At 50.2% G+C, this 15219-nt stretch carries 14 protein-coding genes, 4 tRNA genes and 4 pseudogenes; 1 reads left to right on the forward strand and 21 read right to left on the reverse strand.

The genetic code is table 11. The annotated features are described in order from the left end of the window. Positions 1-86 precede the first annotated feature (86 nt). The 19 genes and pseudogenes from rplL to N7E01_RS08450 all read right to left on the reverse strand — a co-directional run bounded on the left by rplL (position 87) and on the right by N7E01_RS08450 (position 12263). A pseudogene (rplL, locus tag N7E01_RS08360) lies at positions 87-466 on the reverse strand (50S ribosomal protein L7/L12). Positions 467-538: 72 nt separating this feature from the next. Further along, positions 539-1063, reverse strand: coding sequence for a 50S ribosomal protein L10 (gene rplJ / locus N7E01_RS08365; RefSeq protein WP_289175526.1), 525 nt, complete (start codon positions 1061-1063; stop codon positions 539-541). Positions 1064-1305: 242 nt separating this feature from the next. Next, a complete protein-coding gene (rplA, locus tag N7E01_RS08370; protein WP_289175528.1) occupies positions 1306-2001 on the reverse strand; it encodes a 50S ribosomal protein L1 in 696 nt (231 codons plus the stop codon). Positions 2002-2003: 2 nt separating this feature from the next. Beyond that, positions 2004-2456, reverse strand: a complete 453-nt coding sequence (gene rplK, locus N7E01_RS08375; RefSeq protein ID WP_289175530.1) for a 50S ribosomal protein L11 — start codon at positions 2454-2456, stop codon at positions 2004-2006. Positions 2457-2503: 47 nt separating this feature from the next. Then, positions 2504-3037 carry a transcription termination/antitermination protein NusG gene (nusG, locus tag N7E01_RS08380; RefSeq protein ID WP_289175532.1) on the reverse strand — a complete coding sequence of 178 codons (534 nt, stop codon included), beginning with the start codon at positions 3035-3037 and terminating at the stop codon, positions 2504-2506. Positions 3038-3040: 3 nt separating this feature from the next. Beyond that, positions 3041-3421, reverse strand: coding sequence for a preprotein translocase subunit SecE (secE, locus tag N7E01_RS08385; protein WP_289175534.1), 381 nt, complete (start codon positions 3419-3421; stop codon positions 3041-3043). 16 nt (positions 3422-3437) lie between these two features. Then, a tRNA-Trp gene (locus tag N7E01_RS08390) sits at positions 3438-3513 on the reverse strand. A gap of 88 nt (positions 3514-3601) precedes the next feature. Then, the gene (gene tuf / locus N7E01_RS08395) at positions 3602-4792 is read right to left on the reverse strand and encodes an elongation factor Tu (protein ID WP_289175536.1); all 1191 of its coding nucleotides are present in this window, start codon (positions 4790-4792) and stop codon (positions 3602-3604) included. 44 nt (positions 4793-4836) lie between these two features. Further along, positions 4837-4911, reverse strand: a tRNA-Thr gene (locus tag N7E01_RS08400). 44 nt (positions 4912-4955) lie between these two features. Beyond that, a tRNA-Gly gene (locus tag N7E01_RS08405) sits at positions 4956-5029 on the reverse strand. 85 nt (positions 5030-5114) lie between these two features. Beyond that, positions 5115-5201: transfer RNA gene (locus tag N7E01_RS08410), tRNA-Tyr, on the reverse strand. Between the two features lie 61 nt (positions 5202-5262). Continuing rightward, positions 5263-5745 (reverse strand): L-asparaginase family protein, encoded by a 483-nt coding sequence (locus N7E01_RS08415; protein WP_289175538.1) that lies wholly within the window; start codon positions 5743-5745, stop codon positions 5263-5265. A gap of 8 nt (positions 5746-5753) precedes the next feature. Then, complete coding sequence (locus tag N7E01_RS08420) at positions 5754-6263, reverse strand: asparaginase domain-containing protein (protein WP_289175771.1); 510 nt, start codon at positions 6261-6263, stop codon at positions 5754-5756. Positions 6264-6268: 5 nt separating this feature from the next. Next, a pseudogene (locus tag N7E01_RS08425) lies at positions 6269-7188 on the reverse strand (ParB/RepB/Spo0J family partition protein). A gap of 12 nt (positions 7189-7200) precedes the next feature. Next, positions 7201-8034, reverse strand: a complete 834-nt coding sequence (locus N7E01_RS08430) for a ParA family protein (protein WP_289175540.1) — start codon at positions 8032-8034, stop codon at positions 7201-7203. After that, positions 8031-8714 (reverse strand): 16S rRNA (guanine(527)-N(7))-methyltransferase RsmG, encoded by a 684-nt coding sequence (gene rsmG / locus N7E01_RS08435; protein WP_289175542.1) that lies wholly within the window; start codon positions 8712-8714, stop codon positions 8031-8033. The genes N7E01_RS08430 and rsmG overlap by 4 nt, the downstream gene beginning before the upstream one ends. Beyond that, a pseudogene (gene mnmG / locus N7E01_RS08440) lies at positions 8711-10626 on the reverse strand (tRNA uridine-5-carboxymethylaminomethyl(34) synthesis enzyme MnmG). Before mnmG ends, rsmG begins: the two are co-directional and overlap by 4 nt. Before the next feature lie 913 nt (positions 10627-11539). After that, on the reverse strand, positions 11540-11857 hold the full coding sequence (locus N7E01_RS08445) for a DMT family transporter (protein WP_289175544.1): 318 nt from the start codon (positions 11855-11857) through the stop codon (positions 11540-11542). A 199-nt stretch (positions 11858-12056) separates the two neighbouring features. Further along, the gene (locus N7E01_RS08450; RefSeq protein ID WP_289175546.1) at positions 12057-12263 is read right to left on the reverse strand and encodes a cold-shock protein; all 207 of its coding nucleotides are present in this window, start codon (positions 12261-12263) and stop codon (positions 12057-12059) included. Between the two features lie 221 nt (positions 12264-12484). Here N7E01_RS08450 and N7E01_RS08455 point away from each other — a divergent pair. Continuing rightward, a pseudogene (locus N7E01_RS08455) lies at positions 12485-13650 on the forward strand (methionine aminotransferase). 364 nt (positions 13651-14014) lie between these two features. Here N7E01_RS08455 and N7E01_RS08460 read toward each other — a convergent pair. Both N7E01_RS08460 and N7E01_RS08465 read right to left on the reverse strand, forming a co-directional pair. Beyond that, positions 14015-14470, reverse strand: coding sequence for a hypothetical protein (locus N7E01_RS08460; protein ID WP_289175548.1), 456 nt, complete (start codon positions 14468-14470; stop codon positions 14015-14017). Next, positions 14467-15126, reverse strand: a complete 660-nt coding sequence (locus tag N7E01_RS08465) for a metallophosphoesterase (RefSeq protein ID WP_289175550.1) — start codon at positions 15124-15126, stop codon at positions 14467-14469. The genes N7E01_RS08460 and N7E01_RS08465 overlap by 4 nt, the downstream gene beginning before the upstream one ends. Positions 15127-15219 lie beyond the last annotated feature (93 nt).

Raw genomic sequence — 15219 nt, forward strand, 5'->3', positions numbered from 1 at the left:
TAATGCAACACCTGATCAAATAAAGGTTTTCTGGAAACGCAAAAGCCCGGGAAGGCAAAAACCTACCCGGGCAGCAGCTGCAAGTATTACTTGAGCTCGACCTTGGCACCAGCTTCTTCAAGCTTGGCTTTGGCAGCGTCGGCGTCAGCTTTCGCAGCGCCTTCTTTAACTGTCTTGGGTGCGCCGTCAACCAGGTCTTTGGCTTCTTTCAGGCCCAGACCGGTGATTTCGCGAACAGCTTTAATGACGTTAACTTTGTTCGCGCCAACTTCAGCCAGAACAACGTCAAATTCTGTTTTTCTTCAGCAGCAGCGGCACCGCCGCCCGCTGCAGGTGCAGCAACGGCTACAGCGGCAGCAGCTGCCGATACGCCGAATTTTTCTTCCATTTCCTTGATCAGCTCGGACAGTTCGAGCACGGTCAGGTTAGCAACCGCGTCAAGGATTTCTGCTTTGTTCAATGCCATTTTTAGAACTCCAAATTTAAATAAATGCCAGGTTTGGGTATCGCTGTGTCGATCGCCAAAATTCCAGAAAGCTTACGCAGCTTCTTTTTGATCGCGTACAGCCGCGAGGCCGCGTACGAACTTGGTTGGAACTTCGTTGAGCGTACGCACAAATTGCGTGACGGGGGCTTGCATCGTACCCATAAGTTTCGAAAGCAACTCTTCGCGAGATGGCAGCGTGGCAAGAGCCATGACACCATTGACGTCAAGCACATTGCCGGGCAAGGCCCCACCTGTGATGACGAGCTTGTCGTTGGTTTTAGCGAAACTGGCGAGCACTTTGGCAGCAGCGACCGGATCTTTACTGACGCCGTAAATAAGCGGACCAGTAAGATTTGCCGAAATGCCTTCAAAAGGCGTACCGGCGATGGCGCGGCGAACCAGCGTGTTTTTGAGAACACGCAGATACACACCCGACTCACGCGCTTGTTTGCGCAATACGGTGACGGCAGCGACGTCCAGACCACGGTACTCTGCTGTAACAATCGATTGGGCGCCTGCAACTTGTGCTGCGACTTCTTCGATTACTACCGCTTTCTCTTTACGATTGAGACTCACGGTTTGAACACTCCATCTAATGACGCCTGAGACGGTCTCGGGCGTCTACCGAATGCGGCGCTCCTGGTCGAGTTCTTAGACAACAAGAATTCTTCCATGGGCGCCGTCTGCGCTGGAACCGGATTTGAAATCAAACCCGGAATTAAGCCTTGACCTGATACAACCAGTGTTGGCTCCAGCGGTCTTTGACAGCAACACCCGAAATTCCGGGTGCAGCCCAAAGTTCTTTACTGCGGCAGAAATTAAACTGCCAGCGAAGCGATTTCAACGCGAGCACCGCCACCCATTGTGGATGACACGGCAACTTTGCGAAGGTAAATGCCTTTTGCAGCAGCCGGACGAGCCTTGTTGAGGGCGTCGATGAGGGCTGCCAGGTTAGTTTGCAATTGCTCGACTTCGAATGAAGCACGACCAATGGTCGCGTGAATGATACCGGCCTTGTCTGTACGGTACTGAACCTGACCTGCCTTGGCATTCTTGACCGCCTGGGCTACGTCGGGAGTAACGGTACCGACTTTAGGGTTAGGCATCAGGCCGCGGGGACCGAGCACCTGGCCCAGGGCACCAACGATACGCATGGTGTCAGGCGAAGCAATCACGACGTCAAAATCAAGATTACCGGCTTTGATCGACTCAGCCAGGTCTTCCATACCGACAACGTCAGCACCGGCTTCTTTGGCAGCTTCTGCTTTTTCGCCTTGGGCGAAAACAGCAACACGCATCGTCTTGCCAGTTCCTGCGGGCAGAACAACCGAACCGCGAACCAGTTGGTCAGATTTCTTGGGGTCGATGCCCAGTTGAACGGCAACGTCGATAGATTCGTTGAACTTGGCGGTGGCGGTTTCTTTAACCAGAACCAGTGCTTCGTTGACCGGATACAGTTTGGTGCGATCAATTTTTGCCTTGATCGCGGCGGCACGTTTACCGAGTTTGGCCATGTTTATACCCCTTCAACCGTAATACCCATGCTGCGGGCGCTGCCAGCAATCGTACGCACAGCGGCGTCGAGATCAGCTGCGGTCAGATCAGGCATTTTGGTCTTGGCAATTTCTTCAGCTTGTTCACGTGTCAGCGTACCAACCTTGTCAGCGTTCGGACGTGCCGAACCTTTCTGAATGCCGCTGGCCTTCTTGATGAGGATCGCCGCAGGCGGCGTCTTCATGATGAAGGTGAAGCTCTTGTCGGCGTAGGCAGTAATGACTACGGGAATCGGCAGACCGGGCTCAAGGCTCTGCGTTTGTGCGTTGAACGCTTTGCAGAATTCCATGATGTTAAGGCCGCGCTGACCCAGTGCAGGACCAATGGGTGGTGATGGATTTGCCTTACCAGCTGGGACTTGCAGCTTGATAAAGCCGACGATTTTTTCGCCATGCTTAGCTCCTTGCGGGTGCATTCGCCACCACTTTAATAAAACAGTGACGGCTCCCCGGGGTTAAAAATTCAGACCTTTTCGACCTGACCAAAATCGAGTTCAACAGGCGTGGCACGACCAAAAATGGTAACTGATACCCGAACCTTGCTTTTCTCGTAGTTAACTTCTTCGACGTTGCCGTTAAAGTCGGCAAACGGACCTTCCTTGACACGAACGGTTTCGCCCACTTCAAAGAGGATTTTGGGACGCGGCTTCTCGACACCTTCTTCCATTTGCGACAGGATTTTCTCAACTTCGCGTTCGGAGATGGGTGCAGGACGATTGCCAGAACCGCCCAAAAAGCCGGTAACCCGGTTTGTATTTTTCACCAAATGCCAGGTGTCATCGGTCAGTTCCATTTCTACCAGAACATAACCAGGGTAAATGCGACGTTCGGTAATTGATTTTTTACCGCCCTTGACTTCAACAACTTCTTCAGAAGGTACAAGGATATGACCAAACTTGTCTTCGAGGCCAGCGCGCTCGATGCGTTCCACAAGCGCACGGTGGACACTCTTTTCCATGCCCGAATAGACATGGACAACATACCAACGTTTACTCATGTTTTACCTCCAGCCCAGCAACAGACCGTAAATGGCCCAGCCAAGGACCTTGTCAGTGAGCCACAACATGATGGCCATGACAGTGACAAACGCAAAAACGATGCCAGTCATTTGCATCGCTTCTTTGCGAGTGGGCCAGACGACACGCTTGAGTTCGCCATATGAGTCACGACCGAAACTGATGGTGCGACGACCAGGTTCGCTGGACCACGCAATAAGCGCCGCGATGACCAGGCTGGCTATGAAAATTGCGACACGAACAACAGAAGGCTGATCGTCGAATACAGAAAATGCAACGATGCCCGCAACAATCACGAGTACGGACAGCACAAGCTTGACTTTGTCGAGCGTGCCGTTGACAGTTTCTACATTGGTATTTGACATATTCAGCTATGACGTTTGGCAGGGGCAGTAGGAATCGAACCTACAACCTTCGGTTTTGGAGACCGACGCTCTGCCAATTGAGCTATACCCCTAAACCTGTCAAACGAACGGGCCAAGCCCGTAGCGCTTTAACGATATTGGCAACGGGCAGGGCCCGCCGCCATAAACCAGACTAAAACCTTAGGCAATGATTTTAGCAACAACACCGGCGCCGACGGTACGGCCACCTTCGCGAATCGCGAAACGCAGACCTTCTTCCATCGCGATCGGAGCGATCAGCTTGACGGTCATCGACACGTTGTCACCGGGCAGAACCATTTCTTTGTCTGCGCCCAGATCGATGGTACCGGTCACGTCAGTCGTACGGAAGTAGAACTGGGGACGGTAGCCATTGAAGAACGGCGTGTGACGGCCACCTTCGTCTTTGGACAGAATGTACACCTCGGCGGTGAAGTCGGTGTGCGGCATGATCGAACCGGGCTTGGCCAGAACCTGACCACGCTCAACGTCTTCACGCTTGGTGCCGCGCAGCAGAATACCGACGTTATCGCCAGCCTGACCTTGGTCAAGCAGCTTGCGGAACATTTCAACGCCAGTACATGTTGTCTTGACAGTGTCTTTGATACCGACGATTTCAATCTCTTCGCCGACCTTGACGATACCGCGCTCGATACGGCCAGTCACCACCGTACCACGACCGGAGATCGAGAACACGTCTTCAACCGGCATCAGGAAGGTACCGTCAACCGCACGCTCGGGCGTGGGGATGTAGGAATCCAGGGCTTCAGCCAGTTTCAGGATGGCTTGTTTGCCCAGAGGGCCTTCGTCGCCTTCCAGAGCCAGTTTGGCCGAACCCTTGATGATCGGGGTGTCGTCACCGGGGAAGTCGTATTTGGACAGCAGCTCGCGCACTTCCATTTCGACCAGTTCCAGCAGCTCTTCGTCATCAACCATGTCAGCCTTGTTCAGGAACACGATGATGTAAGGCACGCCAACCTGGCGGCTCAGCAGGATGTGCTCGCGAGTCTGGGGCATGGGGCCGTCAGCAGCCGAACACACCAGAATCGCGCCGTCCATCTGGGCCGCACCGGTAATCATGTTCTTGACGTAGTCGGCGTGGCCGGGGCAGTCAACGTGGGCATAGTGACGATCTGCGGTTTCGTACTCGACGTGCGAAGTATTGATCGTAATACCGCGTGCTTTCTCTTCAGGAGCGGCGTCAATTTGCGAGTAGTCTTTGGCTTCGCCACCGAACTCTTTAGCCAATACGGTACAAATCGCTGCGGTCAGCGTGGTTTTGCCGTGGTCAACGTGGCCGATTGTGCCGACGTTTACGTGCGGTTTGGTCCGCTCAAACTTACCTTTTGCCATGGCTGACTCCTGAGTGTACGAGAATACTGCGGAAAAATATAGGGTGGTGCCCATGGGCAGGATCGAACTGCCGACCTCTCCCTTACCAAGGGAGTGCTCTACCACTGAGCCACATGGGCACTGATGTAAAACCAAAAACCCGCCTGGGCGGATTCATAAAACCTGGAGCGGGTGAAGGGAATCGAACCCTCGTCGTAAGCTTGGAAGGCTTCTGCTCTACCATTGAGCTACACCCGCGAAGGGATTCTCTTCTTTGCTCCTTGCTTATGCTTGCCCTGGTTATGTGGCTGCACTTGCAAACAAGCACCGATCTTCAGAATTTTGGTGGTGGGAGTTGGATTCGAACCAACGTAGGCGCAAGGCCAACAGATTTACAGTCTGCCCCCTTTAACCACTCGGGCATCCCACCGTAAGAGAACCTCGAATTATGCAGATTTTTATCGAGGCTGTCAAATCCGGAGCTGAAATTTTTAATATTTATTGAAAAATTCTTGTATCCGGGCTGGTTTGTTGGTTTTTTGCAGCGCAAGCATGAGCAGAACCCGGGCTTTTTGGGGGTTAAGATCGTGAGCCACGATAAACCCGCAGGCGTCGTCGTTAATTTCGAGATTGCGGGTTACAAAACCGGCAGAACACCGCGAGGTACGAACGACCACCACACCCTGGCTGACCACTTGCTGCAAACGGCTAACCACGCTTTGCGGCATATTGCCATTACCAACACCAGCGATAATTATACCCTGTGGATTCGTATGCAGTATCGCATCCAGCGTAATTTCGTCGGGTATTGCACTGGCATACCAGACGGGGACGTGGGGTGGCTGATCGTTAACGGGTTCAGACAATGCCAATGCGGAGCCGGCAACATATTTTTTCTGCGGGCGCCGCAAACCACACAATTTTTTGAGCATCAACGCGCCCGATCGGCCCGGCTTCACGAGATTCGAAGGCATCCAACCCTTCACATGATTTTTTGGACATACCGCGCATCGTGGATATGACCGTTCATGACAATGCTTACGCCATTGCGCACGGACACAGACGCTGCAGCAACCCGTATGGCATCGAACAGGTTGCGGGGGCCATCTGCACCCCAGGCGTTAGCCGGACGCATGGCGCCTGTCAAAATTACCGGCAAATTCGCCGGTAACGCCAACTGCAGAAAATAGGCCGTTTCCTCCATAGTGTCAGTACCATGGGTGATGACCACGGCATCGGCCTGATCGTTTCGCACAATTTCAGCAACACGGTGCACAATGTCGCACCAGATGGCATAGGTCATCGACTGGCTGCCGACATTGGCCAATTGCTCCGCCGATAGGTCTGCAACCCCGGACATGTCAGGGAGTACCGACAAAAGGGCTTCTGCCGTCAGTTGACCGGCGCTATAACTGCTTCCTTGGTGCTGAACACCGGCAATGGTTCCACCGGTGGCCAGCACCATGACGCGAGGTAACGAAAAGCCGGTCATCAATGTCAAGTATCCAGCGCGGCCGACAAACCCTGACGTTCAAGCAGGGCATTCAAATGATCCCAATCATGGAAATCGATAATCAATTGGCCATTGTTGCGACGGTTCACTTTCAGTGAAACCTTTGTGCCCAGATGGTCTGACAACGCTTCTTCCAGGCGTTTGGTATCGCCATTATTCTGTTCATTTGCCGATTTCTTTATCGCCGGCTCATCACGTTCACGAATGGCCTTGCCGACCAGCTTTTCAGCATCACGTACCGACAGGCGCTTGGTAATGATTTCGTTGGCCAACATGATCTGCTGAGCCGCGTCGATTGCCAGCAGGGCACGGGCATGACCCATGTCAATGTCACCCGCCAGCAACATGGTTTGAACCGGATCGCTGAGATTCAGCAAACGCAGCAGATTGCTGGTAGCCGAACGTGAACGCCCAATGGCCTGTGCCGCCTGTTCGTGTGTCAAGCCGAATTCATCAAGCAATCGACGCACCCCTGGGCCTCTTCAAGCGGATTGAGGTCTTCGCGTTGAATGTTTTCGATCAGTGCCATGACGGCCGCGTTTTCATCGGCCACATCACGTACCAGCACGGGAACTTCAGTTAAACCGGCAATTTGTGCCGCGCGAAACCGGCGTTCACCGGCAATAATTTCAAATTTTCCTTTTTGATTGCCAGACAAGGCGCGCACCAGAATTGGCTGCATGATGCCCTGTGTGCGAATGGACTCAGCCAGTTCATTGAGAGCGCCTTCGTCCATGCGGGTGCGCGGCTGATATTTACCGGCAACCATTTTGCTGACGGGCAACGCGTTTGGCAGTGCAGGTGCAGTTTGGGTACTGTCACCCAATCGATTTACCGCATCGGTATCTGCACCCAACAGGGCGTCAAGCCCACGACCCAAACCCTTTGGTTTTCTGGTAGCCATTTTCTTGTTCCTTTATGTCGCGGTTGATTCTGCCTGGGCTTGTTTTTTCTTTGCATCCGCCTTGACCCGTTTGACGAGTTCGTTGGCAAAGTCAATGTAGGCTTTTGCACCACGCGATGATTTGTCATAAATGATGCCCGGCATGCCATGGCTGGGCGCCTCTGCCAGGCGGACATTGCGCGGCACAATCGTTTTGAAGACCCTGTCACCAAAATGCTGCTCAATTTGGGCCGAAACCTGTTGTTGCAGGGTAACGCGGGTGTCAAACATGACACGCAACAAGCCGATCAATTGCAAATCCGGATTAATGTTGCGATGCACACGTTTAACGGTATTCACCAGATCAGACAGACCTTCCAGCGCAAAGTATTCGCACTGCATGGGAATAACGACACCCTGGGCACCGGCCAGACCATTCAATGTCAATAACGACAGCGTGGGTGGGCAATCGATAAGAACAAAATCGTAATCATCAATGACGCGGCTGATGGCACTTTTCAGCTGTTGCTCGCGTTCATCCATTTGCACCAGATCAATTTCTGCACCGGCCAGCTCACGATTGGCGGGCAATACATCGTACTTGCCGGTTGGGGACTGGATTCGGGCCTGATCAATACCGGTTTCGCCAATAAGCACATGATAAATGCTGTATTGCGCTGCATTTTTATCAATACCGCTGCCCATTGTGGCATTGCCTTGCGGATCCAGATCAACCAGAAGCACCCGCTTTTTCAATAATGCCAGCGCTGCCGCCAGGTTGATTGCTGTCGTTGTCTTGCCGACCCCGCCTTTCTGATTGGCAATACAGAAGATCTTGGCAAGATCGGATTTTGGGCTTTGATTCATTTACTTTCCTTGCGACTCATCCATACCAGACAACGTTGTGCGTCAAGCTCGGGAACATTCAGCGGTTCAACCTTGTCCACAGACCAGGCCGTATTGCGCTCAAGTGCTTCAATTTCGTCATCGGGCCGGCGACCTTTCATTGCCAGCAAACAACCTGTGTCAGCAACGTGAACCCCAGACCACTGGGCGAAATCTTCCAGCGATGCGAAGGCTCTGGACACGACGACCTGTGCGTTGAAGGGAGGCAGGGTCTCGATGCGAGCATGATGTGCATGCAAGTTGCCAAGTTTCAGACTGCCGGCCATTTGTCTGACAAATGCCATTTTCTTTTCAACGGCGTCGACACAATGAACCTGCCACTGCGGCAGCAGAATCGCCATGACCACCCCAGGCAGACCCCCGCCTGAGCCCACATCAACCAGCGGCCGGCTTGTGTCGACAGGCTGACTTGTATCTAAATATTTCATTAGCGGCAGTATCAATGCCATGCTGTCAAAAAGATGCTGAATCAGCATTTTTTCGACATCTCGCAGCGCGGTCAGATTATAGGTGCGATTCCACTTTTGCAATTGCTCAAGGTAGCGCAATAATGTCGCACATTGAGCTTCGGTTACGGAAATCTCAAGCTTACGGGCAGCCTCAAGAAGACGCGGCATTAAAACAGACGTTGCCGTAGTCATGACACAGATTTTCCGTAAGACGTTCGTTTGATGTGGATAAGCAAAAGAGCAACGGCAGCAGGTGTCACCCCGGACACGCGCCTGGCCTGACCGAGGGTTTGTGGCCGACTTTGCTTCAACTTCTGACGTACTTCAATCGACAAACTGGCGATTGCATCGTAATCAATATCTGCGGGAATAATTTGATCTTCATGTGCAGCCTGTCGCCGAACTTCTTCCTGCTGACGGTTAACGTACCCTTCGTACTTGACCTGAATTTCAACTTGTTCAGCCACAATCGGATCATCAACCGCTGGGCCCCCAATCATGCTTCCATCATTTGAAGTCAGTGTGCACAATTTTTCATAGCTCACCTCGGGGCGCTTGAGCAAATCAATCAAGGCATAGTCTTTTTCAATTTTTTTGCCGACCACTTCCATTGCAGACTGCTCTGCAACAATACGAGGGTTAATCCAGGTTTTTTCAAACGTTCAATTTCACGCGAAACCGCATCGCGTTTCCGATTAAATGCATCCCAGCGTTCATCATCAACCAGACCTAGCGTACGCCCGATTTCTGTCAAACGGATATCTGCATTGTCTTCACGAAGGCTTAAACGGAACTCCGCACGTGATGTGAACATACGATATGGTTCAGTAACACCGCGTGTAATCAAATCATCGACAAGTACACCAAGGTAAGCTTCGTTTCGCTTTGGATACCAGGCTTCTTCGTTACGCGCATGGCGGGCTGCATTGACACCAGCCAGAAGACCTTGCGCAGCGGCTTCTTCATACCCTGTTGTGCCATTGATCTGACCTGCAAAGAAAAGCCCCGATATCACTTTTGTCTCCAACGAAAACTTTAATTCACGTGGATCATAGTAGTCATACTCAATGGCATACCCGGGGCGCATGATGACAGCATTTTCAAGCCCTGGCAGAGTGCGAACCAATGCCAACTGTATGTCAAATGGCAAACTGGTTGATACACCATTTGGGTAAATCTCGGTCGTTGAGAAACCCTCGGGTTCGAGAAAAATTTGATGGCTGGACTTATCGGCAAAACGATGAATCTTGTCTTCAATTGAAGGGCAATACCGTGGGCCAATACCTTCAATTTGGCCACGATCACTGTACATCGGCGAACGATCTAATCCTGATCGAATAATGTCGTGCGTTCTCTCATTGGTATGGGTGATCCAGCACGGCATCTGTTCAGGATGCATCTGCGCATTACCCATGAACGAAAATACAGGCACTGGATCGGTATCACCGGGCTGTACTTGTGTTCGCGAAAAATCGATAGACCGGGCATCTATCCGTGGTGGCGTTCCGGTTTTCAGGCGCCCCTGAGGTAATTTAAGTTCTTTAAGGCGTTGCGCCAGTGAAATAGCAGGAGGATCTCCAGCGCGGCCACCCGAATAATTGTCGAGCCCTACGTGGATCAAACCATTCAAGAACGTCCCGGTCGTCAGCACAACAGCACGACCACGGAAGGACAAGCCAATCTTGGTTACAGCACCAACAACCTTATCACCTTCCAGGATCAAATCATCAACTGATTGCTGGAAAATCGTCAGATTTTCCTGGTTTTCCAGTGTCGTCCGAATCGCGCGTCGGTAAAGTGATCGATCGGCCTGAGCACGCGTTGCCCGAACGGCAGGGCCTTTTGATTGATTCAATATACGAAATTGAATACCCGCCTTATCCGTGGCTAACGCCATTGCACCACCAAGGGCATCAACCTCTTTAACCAAATGCCCTTTGCCAATGCCGCCAATTGAAGGGTTGCATGACATCTGGCCGAGAGTATCGATGTTATGCGTCAACAGCAACGTTGAAGCCCCAGTTCGAGCCGACGCCAACGCAGCCTCAGTTCCAGCGTGACCACCACCGATGACGATAACGTCAAATTCTTGCAGATAATTCATGAACGGCATTGCCAAAATCGTCAAAAGTCAAATTATAGACTGCCACCTACGTTTCACGTGAAACACATCAACATATCCATCTGATGATTGATAAAAGCGGCAATGAAACAACGCAGTTTTACCGGACTGTTTCACGTGAAACATTCTAGGTTGCCAATTATCGGAAAATGTTCACTTTGAACTGACGTAAAAACACGATAAACATTTGTGTCAATAAATGCTCACTATGGTCAAACCCATCAAAGCATAATTTCGTAACGTGATTTGAATAAAGGCTTGATGTTTCACGTGAAACGCAAACGTCCATGCCAACGTATAACTAACCACCAATAAAACTACATAGTCAATAAACAGAGCAAGAAACGGCTACAAAGCTGTTGTTGTCAGAACATTTACAAATATGTTCTAAAGAATCAAGGCTGGAAGAAATAGAGACCAGATACGCAAGAACTGATTATTTTAAGAACCTGCATATAACAGACGTGAAAACCAACTGTTCGATCGCATTAATAACACCTTCAGCAGTCAGAACGCCATAAACAACGATATTTGACAAATGATAGGTGAACCACATTGACAGATCGTATCAAGCAAAAAAATCACAAAGAGAAGCAGGACATATTTAGCCCGAATATTTTACGGCGCGCGCAAGTAAAAAAGCCATTCTTAGCCAAGAGCCTATGCTTAGGGGTCATAGATACCAAGTACCAAAATGAATTGCCTCTGCCAGACAGCAACACTGTTGACTTTAATTTTGATGCCTTAAACGTCATCATTCGTCGGGCAATATCCAAGGCCATGACAACTGTATTATCAATATCTGTGAGTCATTACTGGCTGAAGAATGACCACGCCCAAGCGCCATCAAACCTGGTACAGATTCGAATTGTGTTTCACGTGAAACATAGCGAACTCATTCACCAGAGAATTTCATTAGAACAAGGCCAGAAATTATCAGCAATGCTGCAATGGTGCGCAGAGCATTTAATGACTCACCCAGAAAAAATACGCCTACCAAAAAAGCACCCACAGCACCTATCCCTGTCCAGATAGTGTAGGCCGTCCCTAAGGGCAAAACCCGCATTGCGGCTGCAAGCAAACCAAAACTTGCAATCATTGTCAGCACGGTAATGATGCTGGGGATAAGTCGGCTGAAACCGACAGACTGTTTCATTGAATACGCCCAGACAACTTCCAGGACACCTGCTGTGATTAAGTACAGCCAAGCCATGTAACACCTTTGGATAAGTGACAGGCCGTCCTGAAATGAAACCCGGAGTGGGGAGGTCGTCCTCCAAAAGAAGACGTTCAGCTTAGCAAATAAAACCGGTTGTGGACAACTCTGTGCACAACCCTGTGGTCAGCGCAAGGATAAAATGTGCATAAAAAACCCCGGCTATGCCGGGGTTTGCATAAAAAGCAAGGGCTTTTTACAACGCACGAATCTGGGCGGCCTGAGGACCCTTGGGACCATCATTGACTTCAAACTCAACTGCCTGACCTTCGTTAAGGCTGCGATAACCGCGACCTTCGATCGCTGAAAAATGTGCAAATACATCTGCACCACCAGCATCTGGAGTGATGAAACCGAAACCTTTGTCGGCGTTAAACCATTTAACTTTGCCCGTTTGAGCCATAGTACTAGCGTCCTAAATAGAAACAAAAAAAACACAGAATCAAGGGTGCCGAGACGAATTAGATCGGTATCACTTCACTATTAGACGGGATTTGTGCACAGCTTGAATTCAAATGCAGACGAAGCATAACCATAGCGCCACGATATTTCAAATACATGATTACCCGAACAAAGCAACCTCTGAAACACCCCGACTTTATGACTGTAAATGGACGATAAGCAATGAAACTGGAATCCAAATTACCTGCTGTTGGAACAACAATTTTTACGGTGATGAGTCAGCTTGCAACCGAGCATAAATCCATCAACCTGGGCCAGGGTTTCCCTGACTTCAACCCGGATGAGCGTTTGGTAAAACTGACCTACGACGCAATGATGAGTGGTCATAACCAATACCCCCATGGCCGGTGTTGAAATCCTTCGAAAGGCGGTGGCCCAAAAAATATCAACCCTGTATGGCCATCAGTACAACACAACTACAGAAATCACCATTACATCGGGTGCTACTGAAGCACTGATGGTATCGATCCAGGCGTTGATACGTGCGGGTGATGAAGCCATTGTGATTGAACCTATGTATGACTTGTACGGACCTGCCATTGAACTGGCCGGTGGAACGCCCATTTCTGTTTCGATGACCGTTCCTGCAACACCTGACGAAACCTATCGTATTGACTGGAACAAAATCGAGTCGGCCATTACTCCAAAAACACGCTTGTTGATACTGAATACCCCACATAACCCGACAGGAATGAGGCTTTCAGAACATGATCTGGATATCTTGGAAGTTTTGCTGGACAAGCATGCATTTTTTGTCATTTCAGATGAAGTGTATGAGCACATTGTTTTTGGATCAAAACCCCATTTGAGTTTGTCATCACGCGAGCGTATTGCTGAACGTACGGTTGTCATTTCTTCATTTGGAAAAACGTATCACGTTACAGGATGGAAAATTGGCTACTGTGCAGCACCTGAATACTTGATGACTGAAATCAGAAAAATTCATCAGTTCACCGTTTTTACTGTCAATACTCCGATACAAATTGCTTTGGCACAGTTCATGGCTGATCCAGCAACATACACCGGGCTGGCCAATTTTTACGAACAAAAAGGGACTATCTGTCAAATGGGCTGAGCCATACCCTTTGCAGGCATGGCGCTCTGACAGCACATTTTTCATGTTGGCTAATTACCGATCAATTTCAGAAGATGATGAAAACACATTTGTTCGTTGGTTGACGATTGAAAAAGGGGTTACTGCCATACCCATGGCCGCTTTTTATCGCGATCCACAAGCAAAAGCATCCAACAATCACATGATCAGGCTTTGTTTCGCCAAGCACGACAACACCCTTGATGAGGCACTGACACGTTTGGCAGGTTTGTAGAGCCATCTGCTTTCATTTGTTGAGGACTGAAGTGTACGAAGTTTTGTTGGCCAAGCCAACGGCGCGGCCTGGTTGTGGTTAGAGCAGAAAATGTTTTAGTTATCCCTTCTTTTATATATCAAATGATTACTGATTATGGGTGTCTGTGGATAAGTGGCATAACTGATTTCTTCCTTTAGAATTCAAGTGGTTGCCGCACCTAAAACACTGGATGAATTTGGGTGTAATTGAAGGACGGATTCTGGACAAGATTTTCAGGTGTCTGAAAAACGAGAGTTGTACCTGTTTGTTCCACACCCTATTCACATTGCTTCTTCCCAGAGGTTATCCACAGGCCGTTTTATTGTAACTTTATGTAATTTATTCAGAATAAAAAGAAGCCAGGACTGTTTTGAGCAGGTCCTGGCTTCTTTTTAGCGATTTCAGGGGTTGTCAGCGCTTGTGATCCGTCGTCAAAGACAAGAATTCGTTCAGGCCAGCGCAAGGCACCCAGTTTGAAGCGTGATGCACTGATGGGCCGGTTTGCCTTGCGATCACGCCATCGTGCGCCAACCGAGTAATCGACACAGAACACTTTGTCAGACGCCCCAAACCAGGCCGTGGACGGGATGGATTTGAATAGCTGGGTATAACGAGGGCTTGCCTGGGTGATTTGTTGCCGATACAGTCGCCAGTAATGCCCAATGACAATGTGATCAGGGCCTTCGTAGTGATCCCACCACTTGATGCGATCTGAAAAGCGCCACCGGCCACCCGCGTAGAAGGGCGCTGGTGCACGTTGTTCGACACCCGATGTCAGTACCTTGAACGGATTGATCATTTGTTGGGTGGCTTCGTAGCGTGCGATGTTTTCCAGAAAAGGGGAGGCTGGCGGTCGTCCTCAAGTTCGACCCGCCAGCGCTGTTTTTCCTCAAGCCAGGCGTCATAAAGCCCGGAGGATTGCGCAGTGCGTTGCGCTTGTTGATCCCATTCCTTGAACGCTTCGGTAATATGGCCCAACGGGATGTCCTTGATCTTGTTGATGGCTTCATCAACCCAGGCCGCATGCACAATGCGTAATCCTTTACCGATAAGGGCAATGGGCAGATCATTCAGGAATTCGCGCACGCTGTTTCGCTCATCGACCGGCGTTCGCGAAAACGGTGCGTAGTTTTTGAGATCTTGTTCATAACGCTCATCAAAAAACCAGCCTGACCCATCTTTGATGTCATCGGTAAGCAAATTGAGTTCATGATTTCCCAGAATGATCTGGGCACCATGGTTCTCGACCAGATCTTGTACGCGCCGCAATACGCCATGGCTGTCAGGTCCACGATCAACCAGATCACCGACAAAAACGGGTATGCGATGTTGAGGATGATGGCCATTTGGGTGGTAACCCAGTCGCTCAAGCAACAATTCAAGGGCGTTTATTTCGCCATGAATGTCACCAATGATGTCTAACGGACGGTCCGGGAGTTCTTTAACCAGTTTCATGTTGGATAATCCGGTGAATCTTGAAAGAAAGTACCGGACACCACAGATCCAGGTGTCCGGGGCCGTGAGCACGACGCGTAATGGGAACAGATA

Origin of the sequence: Neopusillimonas aromaticivorans (assembly GCF_030344915.1) — a bacterium.
Lineage (GTDB): Bacteria > Pseudomonadota > Gammaproteobacteria > Burkholderiales > Burkholderiaceae_B > Neopusillimonas > Neopusillimonas aromaticivorans.